This is a genomic window from Mesorhizobium sp. M7A.F.Ca.AU.002.02.1.1 (assembly GCF_003998535.1).
GTDB lineage: Bacteria > Pseudomonadota > Alphaproteobacteria > Rhizobiales > Rhizobiaceae > Mesorhizobium > Mesorhizobium ciceri.
In genome coordinates, this window is sequence record NZ_RZPB01001083.1 from 1 (window position 1) to 1576 (window position 1576).

Sequence of the window (1576 nt, forward strand, 5' to 3'; positions counted from 1 at the left end):
GAGCTAGCCGAACCATGCTGAACGCGATGACAAAGGACGCTGCCGCACAAGACGCGACGGTTGATCTGCAGGCCGAGTTCGAGGCGTCCAACATCGACGAGGTGATGGACAAGCTCGACCGAGAACTCGTTGGCCTGAAGCCGGTCAAGACCCGCATCCGCGAGATCGCCGCCCTCCTCCTGGTCGACCGGCTTCGCCGCAGGTTCGGACTGACATCGGGCGCGCCGACGCTGCACATGAATTTCACGGGAAATCCTGGCACCGGAAAGACCACGGTGGCGCTGAGGATGGCCGAAATCCTGCATCGTCTGGGTTATGTCCGCGAAGGCCACATGGTCGCCGTGACTCGCGACGATCTCGTCGGCCAGTATGTGGGCCACACCGCGCCCAAGACCCGCGAGGTGATCAAGCGTGCCATGGGCGGCGTGCTTTTCATCGACGAGGCCTACTATCTCTACAAGCCAGAGAACGAACGCGACTACGGCCAGGAATCGATCGAAATCCTGCTGCAGTGCATGGAGAACAACCGTGACGATCTGGTTGTGATCCTTGCCGGCTACAAGAACAAGATGGACCGCTTCTTCGACAGCAATCCCGGCATGCGTTCGCGCATCGCCCACCACCTCGATTTCCCTGACTATGGCGTCAGCGAACTGAAATCGATCGCCGAGATTATGCTCGCGGAGCAGAATTATCGCCTCAGCGAGGCGGCGTCCCAGGCGCTCGAAGAGTATCTTCCGATCCGCATGAGGCTGCCGCATTTCTCCAACGCGCGTTCGGTTCGCAATGGGCTCGACCGGGCGCGGCTGCGGCAGGCCAACCGGCTTTTCGCATCGCGCAGCCGGGTGTTGACCAAGGCCGATCTTATCACCATCGAGGAATCCGACATTCGCGGCAGCCGCGTGTTCGCGGAAGGGAAACTGGAAGGCGAACCGGAGACGAAGATGCGCTGACACGACGAAGCGGCCGGCGCAGCGACCAACACCGCAGACAGAATTGGAGACGACGACCATGGTCACCGGGACAATCATCGCACCCTCCGTGCTTTCCGCGGATTTCTCGCGGCTCGGCGACGAGGTCGAAGCTGTCGTGCGGGCGGGTGCCGACTGGATCCATCTCGACGTGATGGACGGCCACTTCGTGCCCAACATCACCTTCGGTCCGCCGGTGATCAAGGCGATCCGCGACCGAACGGACAAAATCTTCGACTGCCATCTGATGATCGCGCCGGCCGACCCCTATCTGGCCGCCTTCGCCGACGCCGGTTGCGACATCATCACGGTGCATGCAGAGGCCGGGCCGCATCTCGATCGTTCCCTGCAGGCGATCAAAAATCTCGGCAAGAAGGCCGGCGTATCGCTGAATCCTTCGACGCCGGAGAGCGTCATCGAATATGTGCTCGACAGGCTCGATCTGGTGCTTCTGATGACGGTCAATCCAGGCTTCGGCGGCCAGGCCTTCATTTCCGCGGTCATCGAGAAGATCAGGCGAATCAAGGCATTGGTTGGCCACCGCCCGATTGACATCGACATCGATGGCGGCGTCACGGCCGAAACCGCCCCGATGGTCGCCGCCG

2 protein-coding genes are annotated in these 1576 nt (G+C 61.6%); both read left to right on the forward strand.

Translation table 11 applies throughout. The features are described from left to right. Positions 1–14: 14 nt before the first annotated feature. Positions 15–953, forward strand: coding sequence for a CbbX protein (gene cbbX, locus EN879_RS35225; protein ID WP_013532058.1), 939 nt, complete (start codon positions 15–17; stop codon positions 951–953). A 58-nt stretch (positions 954–1011) separates the two neighbouring features. Further along, positions 1012–1576 (forward strand): ribulose-phosphate 3-epimerase (gene rpe / locus EN879_RS35230; RefSeq protein ID WP_127274679.1); only part of this gene is annotated, 565 nt, incomplete at its 3' end.